The following is a 13,558-nucleotide window of genomic DNA, read 5'->3' as shown; positions in this document are numbered from 1 at the left end:
GTTGCCAGGCTGCCAACTCTGTGAGGGTGGGGTATAGCTCGGGTGAATAAAGGTAAAGCCGGTGGGTAACTATTGCGCGTCGCTGATGACAGGTTTATCTTGGATCTCAGGCGCTTCGGAGCCGAAGCGGCCAGTCATCGCACGAGCTTAGGAGAAGTCACCATGCAAACCGCAGTCTATCGCGCACCTGTGTATGAACCTACGGTCGATGAATTGGAAACGCTCAAGAAGCTGGAGCTGGGCGAGGATGTCTCCTTGTGGTCTGCTGCCAAGGAGTATCTCTCCAGGCGTCTGCTGGAGCGGGGGCTGGTGGAGCAGGACGCAGAAAAGCACTGGCATATCACTGATTCGGGGCGTATGGTGATCCGGCGTCAGCTCTGAAAATCATCAAGGGTTAACCCTTTGGTTGCAATTGCCTGATTTGGAGGCAACCTACCTTTCAACCCGCAAGTACAAGGGCTTGTGAGTTGTTATCACCAGGATTTCACCGGATATCCACAATAATGTCCACACGATCTGTGGAAAAAGGCGCTGTCATGGACAGCGCTTTTTTTGTGCCTTGACTCAAGCCAGGGTTGCTCGGATTGACAGCAAGGGATCTCGTTGACAGTACAAGTACAGCGATGCTCAAAAGGCATTTTTCAGAGAGAAATGACCCTGGTGACCTGCTATGTGCTAAGGACTGAAGCGAATGGATGTTTGCCAGATGGGGCGATGCTGCCGGTGCCAAGCCTGGCATTGCAAGATATGGGGCCGCACCAGATTGTGCAAAGTTATGCACAGTGACTGTGCAATTTCGAAAAAATGAGCGAGCAAGAGAGATCCTGCCTTATCCCGGCAAGGGAAAGGCATGCGGCTGTGGCGTAATTGATATGCGCCGGCTTTTCGCGTGGAGAACGGAAGGCTGGATGGAGCGAAGCTGCCTTCTTGGCTTGGGTATGCAGTGCCGGATTGGACCGGAACGCCCTGCTGTGGGTATTTCAATTCCCAGCGCTCGCCCTGGAGGGATGCGGATTGTATTCGATATTTAGGCGCAAAAAATTGTCGTGGCGTTCCTTTGGACAAAAAACGCGTTGCGCCCATGATGTCGACATGGGAGGGGCCAAGCTGAGTCGCTTTGTCAGCGGGTACTGTGCTTGGTGCCGATCAGTGCGGAGTGGCTGCGTATTTGAAGCGCAAAAATCAACAAGGGCGGGTTGAAGCCCGCCCTTGTTAGGTGAGTTGCTGTCAGCGCCAATGAAGTGCTTTAGCCCTGTTCGCTTTTGACCAGCCTACTCACTTGTAGGCACGAAAAACAGGTACTCACCCGGCCCCATCTGCGGGGTAATCACATAGCCTTCGCACTGCCTGTCCCTGCATTTCACAGGGATAGCGCGGGGCCAGATAGTTGCCGCAGTAGGGTAGCCAGGCAGGTACTGCGGCACATGCCAGACGCCATAGTCGCCTACTGGTTCGGCTTGCTGCGAGCCTGCTGCACCTTGCTCGCCACTTCCGAAGATCTGGCGTTGAATGCTCAACGGTTCATTGATGGCCCTGGAGTCGGGAGCCGCCAAAGACGAAGCGCAGCATAGTGCAATCGCTAAAAGAGCTAGAGTCTTGCCCATAGCGGCCTCCTAGATTAGGAATCACGCCCACTAATTGTCGTACAGCTGTGCTGTACGTGGATCTTCCATCACAGATGTTACAAGCGAGGGACGAGTGACTTCAGGTGCCAAACTTGACTGAACCTCTGTGGGCGCTGAAGCGGGACTACCTTGTGCCGAAGCATCCGGCCCGTAGTTGTTGCGGCGCTCTTCTACTGTCATGGATTGCGGGCATTTCGAACCCGTGATCTCCAGTGCCACGCGAGCGGCGGGATCCATGCAGTCCATTGCCAGCGAGGCGGCCTTCATGCCCTTGTTCCAGAGCTCACGGCTCATTTTCAGGCGCTTGCAATGCTCGTCCGTCCAGGTGGTGCCGAAGCTCACGCCAAAGCCTGGGCCGTTGGCACTGCCGCTGCTGCTGCCCATGCAGGTGTCATTGCTGGTCGTGAGGTTGGGGCCGTTCACGCTGGGAACGTTCTTCATGGTGTAAGTGCCTGTGTACTCCACAATGTTCTTGGATGTCCCGGACACAGTGCTGTTCAGGTTCTGAGTGGTCGTGCCGTTCGTTGTTATGTTTTGATCGGAGGTTGAAGTGGATCTGCTGTCCATCGTGGATACAGATCGACTTTCCGCCGGGGCAACGACCGGATTGACAATGGTGACCGACTGATTCTGTTGCGCCCCCACGGAAGAGGAGCTAGAGGAGCTTTGCGCGCTGCTGTCGGCACTTTGCGCATAACTGCACAAAGGAACGCAAAGACTTAACAGAGCTAGTGAGAATTTCATGCTTTGCTCCTATGTTGCCCGAGCCCGGCCAGGCAGCCAGACCCGGGACAAACACAACTATCTTGGGACAGCTGCCTTAGTTGGCATTGGCAGTAGAGCCTGCACCAGCAGTGCCGGAGGTGCCACCACCGTTGGAGAAGTAGCCAGCGTTACCCCAGGAGCCGGCGTTCTGGTGGACGGTACCCACAGAGCCTGCGTTCGATGTGGTGTTGGTCAACGAGCCCCAAGGTGAGGAAATGGCTCCCGATGTGGCGTTGTAGCCAGAGGTGGTGCCCGCATTGTTGTTGACGTAGGCCAGGCCGCCGCCAGGGCCTGCGCCAGTTGCAGCAACATTTGCGGTCTGAGAGGAAGCGCCGCCGAAGGCCGTACCGTTGACGGGTCCAGCGTTATAGCCGGCCGCAGCAGCCGAGCCCGCATTGGCATTGGTAGCCGCTACGCCGCCCGCAACACCGTTGCCGGTGGTTGCGGAAAGGCTCTTCACATTACCAAAAGTAGTTGCGCTACCGTCGACAGCTGCCCCACCGATGCCAAAACCGCCTGCGCCGATCGCACCGCCAGCTGCGTTTGCATTCGACGTTGCACCGGAGGTTGCACTATTCATGCTCAGCGCACTTCCGTTGCCCGAGCTGGCAGCTCCCGACAGCGTGGCAGACGATGCACTCGACGTCGTGTTTGTGGCTGCAATGCTTGAGCTGCTCACAGCAGCAGATGCAACACCAGCCAACGCAATAACCGCCATGGCAATCAGAGACTTTTTCATGATCATTCCTTTGAATAGCGAGTTCTCAGACAACTGAGAGTGTGTGAGCGAAAGACCGATGCAATTTCGCAAAGGCCAGTGTTAACCGTCAACAAGTTCTGAAGTGCTTTGTTACGTTCCAAAACTGCTTTCGGTGAAGGCAGTTTCAGAAAACGACGGAGAAACAGTAATACCCAATTCAAAGAGATTTTTGAAAAATTTTAAATGATGAAAAAAATGATTTATTTGTTGTGGTTTGTGAATGACGTGCTATTGAAAAAATAGTGCCTGTTGGAAAATTCTTGCAATGCTAAAAAATGTAATCTATATTTCATTTTATTTTATCTATCCATTGTTTCAAAAATAAAGGGTTTACATCTATTTCTATGATGAAAATAAGTTAATACCTTGTATTTCAGTATTAATTTGTAAAAATTTAAACCTTATTATTCTTTATTTGTTTTTTGTGGATTTTCAATGGGAGGAATTATATTTTTCGCGGGATTCCTAAGTAATAGACTCATCAAATGGAGTGTCACATGTATCTATCCGACGCATTTATGAGCTCACGGTTTGATGATGCAGGCAGTGCAGAAGTCACATCTACAGTCTTTGGGCGCATGTGGCCGTCCGACATGAAGGGGCAGCAGAACCAGCCGGTGCGAGTCTTTCTGGTTGACGAAGACAGCCATGTCAGGAATGTGATCTCGCAGGAGCTCATGCGTGACCCGCGCACTCTTCTGGTCGGGCAGGCCTGCAGCTACAGAGAGGCTCGTAAGAACGTCTTTTGGGAAGAGTTCGATGTGCTCCTCATCGACCTGTCTATTGGTGAAGGTCAAGGGGTCGAGTTGCTGGAATCGATCCAAATAAAGAGGCCTGACGTGCTGAGCATTGCAATTTCTGCAAGTGAAAACGAAGATGTGGCAATGAATGCTCTTAAAAGAGGCGCTGTTGGATATCTGGTAAAAAATTCATGGTTTGGAAGTTACTCGCAAGCTGTGCTGGAGGTGGCCAATGGCGGAGCGGCTATATCTCCAGTCGTGGCGAAGAAAATCATTCCAAAAATATTCAAGGCCACTTTGCCTGAGGAAAGTATCTTCAAAAACAAGATATTTGATTCGCTGACTGAAAGAGAAGTGGAAATATTGAAATTGATAGCTCAAGGAAAAAGCTCTCTCGAGGTTGCATCCTGCTTGCAAATAAGCCCTTTGACTGTGTCAACGCATATAAAAAATATTTACGGAAAAATGCAAGTAAGAACCAGAGCGCAAGCCGTCAGATGTGCAATCCTGATAGGAGTTATTTGAATACTGCTGTTGGCTGTGTTCGAGGTCTTACATGAAAAAATAATCTGTCTGACATCGAATATTGAAATGATGTTTAACAGTGAGGACGTACGGACAGGAAGTCAGGATGAGTCTTCGACTAACAAGGCCCGGGAAATATGAACAGTACGGTAGTAGCAGGCTGCTGAGCTCGACGCAGCAGGATGAAAAGCCGGGGCAATGCCCCGGCTTCGTGTTTCTAGAACTTCCAGCGGAGACTGGCCTTGAAGCCGTGCGCCTTCTGGGAGCCAGAGATCTGCCCCACATAGGACGTCCCGATCGTCATCGACTTGGAAACCTTGGCGTCGAAGCCAGCTTCCAGCACTAGGGAATCCCGAGCCATTGGAACGCCAGCAATGTCGAACACGGCTCCACCGGCGAAGTTGAGCTTTGCCTGGGGCGGCGCTTTCTTGGCAGCTCGGCGCCAACCGACGGCTCCACGAGCGGTGACCTTCATCCCATTGTCCAGCTCGAAATCCGTCTGTCCACGAAGGCCGAGTGTCGTAAATGTCCGGTCGGAACTGCCAGACTTTCCAGACAGGGCTGCGATCCCACCCTGCTCGTTGAAACCCGCGCTCGATACGTGAACATGGGCAAGATTGGCGAACGGCTCCAGCAAGACGTTTCCGAGCGCAGTTTCGCCGAGATGGATACGGTAGCCCAGTTCGCCGAAGATCTGGGCGGTCTGGCCGCTGTAGTGAGCGGTCAGCCGATCGGTAAACCCGGGGAAGACGACTGAGCGGTTGGTCGAGATATCGTGCCGCGTGTAGGCTGCACCGGTGCGCAAGGAGAGGTTTCTCCATTGAGTGCCCGCATAGGCGCCAACATGATAATTGTCGATCGTGCCCAACGAAAACCTCCCATCAACGGCGAAGTTCGTCCGGCTGTAGCCGCCGAGTACGCCCACCCGCCAGTTCTCGCCGATAGCACCGTCGAACCCGGTGAAAAAACCACCCGTGGATTGCGACATTCGAGCGGCATTCCCATCCGACGCAAATGTACGCTTCGCCCCGAAGCCCTGCATCCAGCCGGAAGGCGCAAAGGATGGCGTAGGCGCAGAGCCGCCATAGCCTTGAGCTGGAACACCACCGATTGAGCCAAATGCGCCACGAAGGCGATCGTTCATGGCCTCGCGAACATAGCGGCTATCGTCGATCATGGCGGTCCTGGCAGACGCATGGATTTCGCCAGACAACTGATCGAGCGCATACGCGGCGGCAGCCCCGTCGCCCTGCGATGCGATCACGTCGTAAAGGGCATTACGCTCGCCGAGGCTCTCAGCGCCATTGGCCGTCGAGCACTTGTTGAAGGTGAACCCGGACAGGCAAAAGGCGGTGTCGTTGCGCTTGATATCGAGATAGACATTGTTGACGTCGTAACCGAGTGTCAGGCCGACATAGGGCAGGTTCTCCGTGATCGACGTGAACGAGCCGGCGACCCCGTCGCTGGCGTTCAGGATGGTCCAGCGGGTTCCAGGAAGGTATACACCTCCGGCCTTCTGCACCGAAACCGAGCCGCCCGCGATATTGGCCTGCCCCACAACATCAACGCGATCGGCGTTTTCCAGCGACATATCCACGGCGAAGGTGGATCCGTCCTTGAACGTGAGGTCGCCCTCTACGGTCAGGATGCCCATCGCAGAATCCCCGTTGGGGGTCGGACCCGGCAGAGCCTTGCCAGGCGACAGCGTGCCGCCCGCTTCAACAACGGTGCTGCCGACAGTTCCATTCCCGGAAAGCGTACCGCTGTCTGCGACGCCAAGCGTGCCACCGAGTTTGCCGTCGACGAACAGCGTACCGGCATTGATGGCTGTGAGACCGCCGAACGCCGAGCTGTCACCAGACAGTACCGTTGCGCCTGCGCCGGTCTTCTCCAACGTACCCTTTCCGGAGATCGTGCCGCTATAAACCGCATTTGCGGTTTGCTCGAACGACATCGTTCCGGAGGAGGCAATTTCGACATTGCCGCCGAAGCGTTCTGCCTCGGAGACGATCTTTCCATCATTGATGGTCCAGTCCAGCGTCGACGTTCCCTCCAGGACAAGAGAGCCCATACCGGTCTTGACCACGGTTCCCTTCGAGTCCGAAAGGCCCACGATGTTGCCCGCGAAGCGACCGTCCGCGCTTTGATCGAAGACGAGGGTGCCGGCGTTGCCGACGTCACCCGAGATCGAGCCAGCGTTGCCAATGAGAGTGCCAGTTTGGATGAGCGTGTTGCCATAGCTGTTCTGGCCGCCGAGGATCAGTGTTCCGGTTCCATCCTTCAACAGATCGCCAGGCCCCGTGACCGCGCCGGAAAGCCCAAGCGTCGTCGCATCGGCGACTTCCACAAGCGCGGTCGATAGAAGAGAGAGTGCACGAGAGGTGTCGAAGCTCGACGTCGTCCGCAGCGCCCCGCCTTCGAGCGTTAGCCCGCCTGTCGAAACGCCGAGATTGGCATCGGAGCTAACCTGCAGTATTCCGCCCTTGATTGAGGTGCCACCTGTATAGGTGTTCGCGCCGCTCAAGATCAGCGTGCCGGCGTCTGTCTTCGCAAGCGAACCAGCCCCTGTCAGCTCCGATGCGATTTCCGCAGCGAACCCAGCGCCTTCCTGGCTGCCGTCGCCAACGCGGATCGAGGCCTCGCCGCTCAAAAGCGTGATCTGACCGCCCTCAATCTTGTATCCGTCGGAAGCGAACTGCATGCCTGCGACGGCAACGTATCCGAAGCCATTGTCGACCGTCACCGCGCCGGCCTTGCCCGCAAATACTGCGTAGGAACCCTCGGAGTAACTGCCGTTCAGGACACCCGATGCCTCGGTCCAGTTGTTGTTTCCCCCCGATCCTTGCCACGAGCCGTTGCCGCCATCGATGACGCCGTTGCCCTTCGGGCCGGCGTTTCCGTCCCAGAAGCTCAGCGCTGGCCCCGTCGTGTTGATCAGGTTGACCTGACCTCCGACCGATGTCTGAATGGTATTGGTGCTGCCCGCTGGCATCTCGCCTAGAGCAAGCCCGTTGTCGGTCAGGCTGCCGCCATAGTTGATGATCCGGTAGACACCCGCACCAAATAGGCTCCCTAGAGACGAGCTGACGTTCAACGTCCCGCCGAGAGTGAGATCGCCGCTGACATTGATCAGATCGTTGAGGGCACCGCCGGCCATTCCAGCCTCGCCCAGCTGGTAATTCAGCACGGAGCTTCCCGTCAGTGCCAGATCGCCGTCAATCGTGAGTGCTCCGGCGGAGGAGCTGGTGCCGGGCGAGAGTTGGCCCTCGTTGGTCAGGTTGCCGACAATCGTGCCGTTGCCTCCTAGCGAGGACCCATGGCTCACATCGACCGTAGGAGTGGTCAACGTGCCGTTGACCTCAAGGTGTCCGTAATAGATGTTCGTCCCGGCGGAGAAGTTTCCATTTCCGTTGAGTGCCCAGTTTGACCCATGCATCGTCAAGCGCTCGAAGTTTTGAAACTTCGAGATGTCTTCGCTTCCGTTCCCGTATAGATTCAGAGCGTCGTGCCCGGCCCCACCCAGCACCGCTCCGTTGAGCACGGATCCGGTGTCGAGCGCCAGCGTGTTGGCGTGCGCTTCAGTCTGCTCAAAGCTGATCGCAGTTCCATCGATTCCAGTGATGGTGCCGTAATTGTGGATGTTTGCCAGAGCTCCATTCACAGAAATTCCGGTGGCACCTGTGATTTCCCCGGCATTGGTGATGAACATCGGACCTGCATCGCCAGCCGCGACTGCCTGTCCGGTATAGATACCGTAGGCGCCGCCTTGAATGAGACCGGTCGCGAGGTTGTCAATGGTTCCAACCGTGGTGCCACCCACGTAAACACCGGCGCCGTTGCCAGCACCTACGCGATTGCCGCCCGTGAAACTCGTCGCTGTTCCCCTGATGGAGCCCGCGTTTGTCAGATTCACCTCGCCATAGAGGCTGCGCACGTAAGCGACGCCACCCAGGCCGACGATCTCTGCACCCGCCTGGTTTTCTATTTTGCCGCCGCCATACGAGAAGATCCCGGTGCCTGCCGTCCCTTCGATGCGCCCAGCGTTGTTGACATCAACCATGGTATAGAAATCACTTCCATGGATACCGTTGACTCCACCACGAATGATGGCGTCAGCATCGTTCACAACGGTGCTCACCCCGTGCAGGAGAGAGATGGCGTATCCAAAAGAAGGCGAAGTGGCAAGAATCTGCCCTCCATTCAGATTGCGGATCGTATTCGTAGAGACCAGAGAGGAGCTACCCGTCACCTTGATGCCGTCATGTATCCCGTCGAGGGTGCCGCTGTTCGTGATGTCCGCCCCAAAGCTGCCATGTTGAAGATATCCGCCGACAGCGGTGACCCCTGAAATCGTGCCAGCATTGTTCAGCGTCAGCGACCTTGCCGCCATGACGCCAGCGCCATTGGTTGAGTGAATCACACCACCAGCATTGTTCCGGACCGTCAGATCCGAAAAGCTGCGAATCCCGTAGCCACCCGAAATCAGGTTGTTATTGATGACGCCACTGCCAGGGCCGTACAGCGCAATTGCTATGTTTGGAGCTTTGATGGATCCATCATTTGTGATGATCCACGTGCCGCCTAGCCCCACGATCCCATCGCTTGAGGATCCAGGAGCAGACACGGTGACACCGGATTCGACATGCAGGGTCGTACCAGGCTTGGATAGCACAACAGTGCTCGATTGATCGGTGCTGATGACCTGATCAAAATCAAAAGGCTGGGCGAGTGCTTTGCTTGCGAAAAGAGCTTGGTTCAGAGCAATTGCGGCAACTGACTGGGCGAGAAGAGCTAGCCTTGATTTAGCTAAAGTATGGAGTCGAGTAGCTTGGAGCGTGAATATTCGTCTAGATATTGGTGGCTTGTACATTAGTTCCGGATGGCTCTGTTGGCGATCCGTCCTTATGCTAGGAGGCCTGATTCGATCGTTATAGGACATGCGTACTAGTTACTGCTAGTTACGGGTGATCGTATTGTCAGAAGCCTGCAAGGCGCTCGAAGCCCCAAGGCCCAGTTCGCGCCGGCCTGACAGAAGAGGTTTCTCGTTCCGGCCCCCTGATTCAGCGATCCAAATTCGGAGAAGGCATTGCATGAATCGTTGCGCGACTGTGCTGCACCTCAATGGTGTGTGTGCCGAGCGGTAATTGCCTGCAGATACCAGAGCAAAAAGCGTGGGAGAAAAGCGTAGATTGAGTTTCGGAATCCACTCGGCCTATCCGGGCAGAATGAATGTCCGGTAGCGGATCAAATGCAAAATACGCATAACGTTGTCAGAGTTTGCAGAGTTTTCGACTTCGACGAAAGTCCTTCTGAAATCTACGCAAAGCTATGCAAGTGCTTGTCTTTGCTTCCTGCCCCTTGGGGGCTGGCGAATGTGGATCTCGTTACCTTTGAGAATCGATCTGATTGGCCTGCCAATGAAGTGAGCTATCGACTTCACGAGGAAGTCGGCGTGGTTGCATCACTCCAGCACTCAACTGCGATAGCCATCGTCGGATGAGTGAATCGAGCAGGAGCCAGCAGCGCTTGCCGCACCACAAGCTGGAAGTCGTACAACGCAGCCTTGAAGGCCCGAGGTGATTTGAGCATCTGGCTGGATAAGGACATGCAATGGTTGGCCGCTCCAGGCACAAAGCCTGGGCGCAACAAGACCTTCTCAGATGCTGCCCTCGCAGTTTTGCCTGACCATCAATTGCCTGTTCAATTCGCCTTTGCGTCAGGCCTTGGGCTTGGTTCACTCGCAATGAGCTTGTGCAGCTTCAGGTGCGCATGAAAAACGCCATCAACGCATGGGGCGGCGTGCCCGCAAGCGACTTTGACACTTGCACCTTGGGGAATGAGGTGGAGCCCCGGCCAATGAAAGAGAGGGGCTTCAACCCAATTGCGAAATGGTCTTTGCGCCAATCGTTTTTTTGAGATGCGCCAAATCGCAATTTGCGGGGGGAGCATTGCGGCCAATGAAAAAGCCGTTAAGTCTTTGGAACTTAACGGCTTTTTTGCATGTGGTGCCCGGGGCCGGAATCGAACCGGCACGCCTTGCGGCGGGGGATTTTGAGTCCCCTGCGTCTACCAATTTCACCACCCGGGCTTCGCTTAGCGCAGACGCGAATTATGGCACAGTATTGGACATGAAAACTTATTCGACCATCGAACATGCTATCGGTCACACGCCGCTGGTGGCATTGCAACGCATCGGCGCGGATGCAAACCGTGAACGTGCAAACGTAGTGCTGGGCAAGCTCGAAGGCAACAACCCGGCTGGCTCCGTCAAGGACCGGCCTGCGCTGTCCATGATCCAGCGTGCTGAAGAGCGTGGCGAGATCAAGCCCGGCGACGCACTGATCGAGGCAACGTCGGGCAACACCGGCATTGCCTTGGCCATGGCTGCAGCCATCAAGGGCTATCGCATGATTCTGATCATGCCCGAGGACCTGTCCATTGAGCGCGCACAGACCATGAAGGCCTACGGTGCCGAGCTGATTCTGACGCCCAAGAGCGGCGGCATGGAATATGCGCGCGATCTGGCCGACCAGATGGTGTCGCAGGGCAAGGGTGTGCTGCTGGATCAGTTTGCCAACCCCGACAATCCCAGGGCTCACTATGAAACGACAGGGCCGGAGCTGTGGGAGCAGACCGGTGGCGAGATCACCCACTTTGTGAGTGCCATGGGCACTACCGGAACCATTACCGGCGTGGCCAGGTTCCTCAAGGAAAAGAACCCGAACATCAAGATCATCGGCGCTCAGCCTTCCGAGGGATCGCGCATTCCTGGCATCCGCAAGTGGCCCGAGGAGTATCTGCCCAAGATCTATGACGCTTCGCTGGTCGACGAACTGGTCTATGTGACCCAGGACGATGCCGAAGACATGGCCCGCCGCATGGCGCGCGAAGAGGGCATCTTTGCGGGCATCTCGGCAGCCGGTGCACTGTGGGTGGCCCAAGAGATCGCCAAGCGCGAGCAGAACGCCACCATCGTGTTTGTGGTGTGCGACCGTGGTGATCGCTACCTTTCTACGGGCGTGTTCCCGGCATGAGCTATGTCTTTTGCGTGATAGCGCAAAAGCGAGTCAAAGCTCTAAATGACAGTCAGCGCTTGTCCATCAAGCGCTGACTGCTATCAATATCAAGCATAGGACTTACGCAAACAAGAACGCAACGGCGGCCTGCCTTCTGAGACAGTCGCTTCGCATGAACCCGTTTTGCGTAAGTCGTGAAGAATACGGAGAGCCTCATGGCTTATGAAGTCCGCTTTTGTTCCAACTGCGCGACCGAGCTGCAATGGATTGTGGCCAGCGAGGACAGCGGCGAGGTACAGCGTCTGCGCTGCCCCAGTTGCGGGTTCACGCATTGGGGCAATCCCACGCCGGTGCTGGCGGCTGTGGTGGAGGGTGATGATGGCCGGGTGTTGCTGGCGCGCAATGCACTGTGGCAAGAGGGCGTTTTCGGCCTGATTACGGGCTTCATGGAAGCCGGTGAATCGCCAGAAGCCGGTATCTGTCGCGAGGTTCTCGAAGAGACGGGGCTACGTGTGAAGGCGCTGCGTCTGCTGTGTTGCTCGGAGTTTCTGCGCATGAATCAGGTGTTGATTGCCTACCATGTACGCGTGCAGGGCCGGCCAGAGGATGTGAGGCTCTCGCCCGAGCTGCTGGAATACCGCTGGCAGACGGCCGAGGAGTCACTGTGCTGGCCTGCGGGCACGGGCTACGCTCTGGCCGAGTGGATCAAGCAAAAAGGCTTTGAGCCACGCTTTGGCGCTTTCCGTCCCGGTCAGAACTCCGAGCCTGACCCCGCAAAATGGCCCGTGCGACGCTGGGCCGATGACCCTCGCTTTACGGTGGCCCCGGCTCTGGTTTGAGCAAAGACCGCGCTGGTGCTGCCAGCGCACGGTTTTTCTACAATCGGCGCTGACGAGGAATCCAACCCATGCACGTAGACCAAGAAGTTGACACCCGCGGCCTGAACTGTCCGCTGCCCATTCTCAAGGCCAAGAAAGCACTGGCTGCCATGCAAAGTGGCCAGTTGCTCAAGGTCGTGGCCACGGATACCGGCTCCATCCGGGACTTCCAGGCCTTTGCCAAGCAGACCGGCAATGAGCTGGTCGAGCAGCAGACGGTGGGTGATGAATTCATCCATATCCTGCGCCGACGTTGAAAACCATTGGTTGACGCAACAAAGGCCTGCATTTGCAGGCCTTTTGTCCTCAGGAGCTTGGGCGGTCAGACTCAGAGGCTCAAGCTTTTGAGGTATTCGCGAAAGCTGTCTCCCACTTCGGGATGCTGCAGCGCCAGCTCTACCGTGGCCTGCAAAAAGCCTTCCTTGCTGCCGCAGTCATAGCGCTTGCCGGCGTACTGGAAGGCGTAGACGGCCTCGTGCTGCATCAGGCGCTCTATGGCATCAGTCAGCTGTATCTCTCCGCCCACGCCCAGGGGCTGGTTGCGGATCTGCTCGAAGATGGCGGGGGTCAGTACATAGCGGCCGGCCACGCCCATGCGCGACGGGGCTTTTTCGGGAGCGGGCTTTTCCACGATCTCGTCGATACGCATCAGCGGTCCGCCAGCGGGCTCGCCCTTGACGATGCCGTAGCGCTTGGTGTGCTCCAGCGGCACTTCCTGCACGGCCAGCAGCGAGCGGCCTTGCTTCTGGAAGGCGGCCGTCATCTGCGCCATCACGCCGGGGCCGCCGCTCTCTCCGGTCATCAGGTCGTCGGCCAGAATCACGGCGAAGGGCTCGTTCCCCACCAGCGGCTCTGCGCACAGCACGGCATGTCCCAGGCCCAGGGAGCGGGGCTGGCGCACGAACAGGCAGTTCATATCGGCAGGGCTGACGCTGCGCACCAAGTCCAGCATGGCTTGCTTGCCGGCATTCTCCAGCTCGTTTTCGAGTTCGTAGGAGGTGTCGAAATGGTCTTCGATGGCTCGCTTGCTGCGGCCGGTGACAAAGACCATGTCGCGGATGCCTGCCTCGTACGCCTCTTCCACGGCGTACTGGATCAGCGGCTTGTCCACCACAGGCAGCATTTCCTTGGGTGAAGCCTTGGTGGCTGGCAGAAAACGGGTGCCCAGGCCTGCAACAGGGAACACGGCTTTGCGGACGCGGGTTTGATTGCTCATAGAAACTCTCTCCATTCCATTTTCCTGAGGCTT

Annotated in this window: 9 protein-coding genes, 1 tRNA gene and 1 pseudogene; 6 read left to right on the top strand and 5 right to left on the bottom strand. The window is 56.5% G+C overall.

Annotated elements, in window-relative coordinates; all coding sequences use genetic code 11:
* Nucleotides 1–162: 162 nt before the first annotated feature.
* Nucleotides 163–381: a hypothetical protein gene (locus AC1RTQ_RS17920; RefSeq protein ID WP_492877697.1), complete on the top strand. Its 219-nt coding sequence runs from the start codon at nucleotides 163–165 to the stop codon at nucleotides 379–381.
* A gap of 1,253 nt (nucleotides 382–1,634) precedes the next feature.
* Here AC1RTQ_RS17920 and AC1RTQ_RS17915 read toward each other — a convergent pair.
* Both AC1RTQ_RS17915 and AC1RTQ_RS17910 read right to left on the bottom strand, forming a co-directional pair.
* A complete protein-coding gene (locus tag AC1RTQ_RS17915) occupies nucleotides 1,635–2,369 on the bottom strand; it encodes a hypothetical protein (RefSeq protein WP_492877695.1) in 735 nt (244 codons plus the stop codon).
* A 76-nt stretch (nucleotides 2,370–2,445) separates the two neighbouring features.
* Nucleotides 2,446–3,069 (bottom strand): hypothetical protein, encoded by a 624-nt coding sequence (locus AC1RTQ_RS17910; protein ID WP_232538001.1) that lies wholly within the window; start codon nucleotides 3,067–3,069, stop codon nucleotides 2,446–2,448.
* Nucleotides 3,070–3,647: 578 nt separating this feature from the next.
* On the opposite strand from AC1RTQ_RS17910, the gene AC1RTQ_RS17905 reads away from it, so the two are divergent.
* Nucleotides 3,648–4,415 (top strand): LuxR C-terminal-related transcriptional regulator, encoded by a 768-nt coding sequence (locus AC1RTQ_RS17905; RefSeq protein WP_492877693.1) that lies wholly within the window; start codon nucleotides 3,648–3,650, stop codon nucleotides 4,413–4,415.
* Nucleotides 4,416–4,632: 217 nt separating this feature from the next.
* On the opposite strand, the gene AC1RTQ_RS17900 is transcribed toward AC1RTQ_RS17905, so the two are convergent.
* Complete coding sequence (locus tag AC1RTQ_RS17900) at nucleotides 4,633–9,285, bottom strand: autotransporter domain-containing protein (RefSeq protein ID WP_492877691.1); 4,653 nt, start codon at nucleotides 9,283–9,285, stop codon at nucleotides 4,633–4,635.
* A 630-nt stretch (nucleotides 9,286–9,915) separates the two neighbouring features.
* On the opposite strand from AC1RTQ_RS17900, the pseudogene AC1RTQ_RS17895 reads away from it, so the two are divergent.
* Nucleotides 9,916–10,156, top strand: a pseudogene (locus AC1RTQ_RS17895) (transposase); the annotation flags it as partial.
* Between the two features lie 262 nt (nucleotides 10,157–10,418).
* On the opposite strand, the gene AC1RTQ_RS17890 reads toward AC1RTQ_RS17895, so the two are convergent.
* Nucleotides 10,419–10,503 (bottom strand) — tRNA-Leu (locus AC1RTQ_RS17890).
* Between the two features lie 40 nt (nucleotides 10,504–10,543).
* Between AC1RTQ_RS17890 and cysM the strand changes: the two genes are divergently transcribed.
* The 3 genes from cysM to AC1RTQ_RS17875 all read left to right on the top strand — a co-directional run bounded on the left by cysM (nucleotide 10,544) and on the right by AC1RTQ_RS17875 (nucleotide 12,566).
* Entirely contained in the window at nucleotides 10,544–11,449 is a 906-nt protein-coding gene (gene cysM / locus AC1RTQ_RS17885; protein ID WP_492877689.1) for a cysteine synthase CysM, read from the top strand.
* Nucleotides 11,450–11,646: 197 nt separating this feature from the next.
* Nucleotides 11,647–12,270, top strand: coding sequence for an NUDIX domain-containing protein (locus AC1RTQ_RS17880; RefSeq protein WP_302089646.1), 624 nt, complete (start codon nucleotides 11,647–11,649; stop codon nucleotides 12,268–12,270).
* A 68-nt stretch (nucleotides 12,271–12,338) separates the two neighbouring features.
* Nucleotides 12,339–12,566 carry a sulfurtransferase TusA family protein gene (locus AC1RTQ_RS17875; protein WP_003052800.1) on the top strand — a complete coding sequence of 76 codons (228 nt, stop codon included), beginning with the start codon at nucleotides 12,339–12,341 and terminating at the stop codon, nucleotides 12,564–12,566.
* Between the two features lie 71 nt (nucleotides 12,567–12,637).
* Here the strand turns inward: AC1RTQ_RS17875 and galU are convergent, their stop codons facing one another.
* Nucleotides 12,638–13,525: a UTP--glucose-1-phosphate uridylyltransferase GalU gene (gene galU / locus AC1RTQ_RS17870; RefSeq protein WP_492877686.1), complete on the bottom strand. Its 888-nt coding sequence runs from the start codon at nucleotides 13,523–13,525 to the stop codon at nucleotides 12,638–12,640.
* Nucleotides 13,526–13,558 lie beyond the last annotated feature (33 nt).

The sequence above is a fragment of the Comamonas sp. GW821-FHT11H03 genome, assembly GCF_058807955.1.
Note: the sequence above shows the minus strand (reverse complement) of the source record. Positions and strands in the feature narration are given on the sequence as shown.

Excerpts from the sequence above, each read along its gene's own strand:
- AC1RTQ_RS17920 (WP_492877697.1), top strand. The coding sequence starts at position 163 with ATGCAAACCGCAGTCTATCGCGCACCTGTGTATGAACCTACGGTCGAT.
- AC1RTQ_RS17915 (WP_492877695.1), bottom strand. The coding sequence starts at position 2,369 with ATGAAATTCTCACTAGCTCTGTTAAGTCTTTGCGTTCCTTTGTGCAGT.
- AC1RTQ_RS17905 (WP_492877693.1), top strand. The coding sequence starts at position 3,648 with ATGTATCTATCCGACGCATTTATGAGCTCACGGTTTGATGATGCAGGC.
- AC1RTQ_RS17900 (WP_492877691.1), bottom strand. The coding sequence starts at position 9,285 with ATGTACAAGCCACCAATATCTAGACGAATATTCACGCTCCAAGCTACT.
- cysM (WP_492877689.1), top strand. The coding sequence starts at position 10,544 with ATGAAAACTTATTCGACCATCGAACATGCTATCGGTCACACGCCGCTG.
- AC1RTQ_RS17880 (WP_302089646.1), top strand. The coding sequence starts at position 11,647 with ATGGCTTATGAAGTCCGCTTTTGTTCCAACTGCGCGACCGAGCTGCAA.
- AC1RTQ_RS17875 (WP_003052800.1), top strand. The coding sequence starts at position 12,339 with ATGCACGTAGACCAAGAAGTTGACACCCGCGGCCTGAACTGTCCGCTG.
- galU (WP_492877686.1), bottom strand. The coding sequence starts at position 13,525 with ATGAGCAATCAAACCCGCGTCCGCAAAGCCGTGTTCCCTGTTGCAGGC.